Annotated in this window: 2 tRNA genes and 1 rRNA gene; all 3 read left to right on the top strand. The window is 46.8% G+C overall.

The annotated features are described in order from the left end of the window. Positions 1–102, top strand: a 16S ribosomal RNA gene (locus BSF40_RS31365); the annotation flags it as partial. Between the two features lie 122 nt (positions 103–224). Next, a tRNA-Ile gene (locus BSF40_RS31360) sits at positions 225–301 on the top strand. A gap of 9 nt (positions 302–310) precedes the next feature. Further along, positions 311–386, top strand: a tRNA-Ala gene (locus BSF40_RS31355). Positions 387–688: the final 302 nt, after the last annotated feature.

Genomic DNA, 688 nt, shown 5'->3' with positions numbered 1-688 from the left:
AGTCTAACCTTCGGGAGGACGGTTACCACGGTGTGATTCATGACTGGGGTGAAGTCGTAACAAGGTAGCCGTAGGGGAACCTGCGGCTGGATCACCTCCTTAATCGACGACTCAGCTGCTCCATAAGCTCCCACACGAATTGCTTGATTCATTGAAGAAGACGATAGAAGCAGCTTTAAGCTCCAAGCTGATAGCTCAACGCTAACAGTTACGCGCTCGAAATTGGGTCTGTAGCTCAGTTGGTTAGAGCGCACCCCTGATAAGGGTGAGGTCGGCAGTTCGAATCTGCCCAGACCCACCAATTTTGTATGGGGCCATAGCTCAGCTGGGAGAGCGCCTGCCTTGCACGCAGGAGGTCAACGGTTCGATCCCGTTTGGCTCCACCATTAACTGCTTCGAAAGTTTGAGAGTTTAGAAATGAATATTCTGCAATGAATATTGATTTCTAGTCTTTTGATTAGATCGTTCTTTAAAAATTTGGGTATGTGATAGAAAGATAGACTGAACGTTACTTTCACTGGTAACGGATCAGGCTAAGGTAAAATTTGTGAGTTCTCTTAGTTGAGAAATTCGAATTTTCGGCGAATGTCGTCTTCACAGTATAACCAGATTGCTTGGGGTTATATGGTCAAGTGAAGAAGCGCATACGGTGGATGCCTTGGCAGTCAGAGGCGATGAAAGACGTGGT

Origin of the sequence: Pseudomonas sp. ACN5, from assembly GCF_002303975.1 — a bacterium.
Classification (GTDB): Bacteria; Pseudomonadota; Gammaproteobacteria; order Pseudomonadales; family Pseudomonadaceae; genus Aquipseudomonas; species Aquipseudomonas laurylsulfatiphila.
The sequence above is the reverse complement of the archived record's forward strand: the minus strand, read 5'-3'. Positions and strand labels throughout refer to the sequence as shown.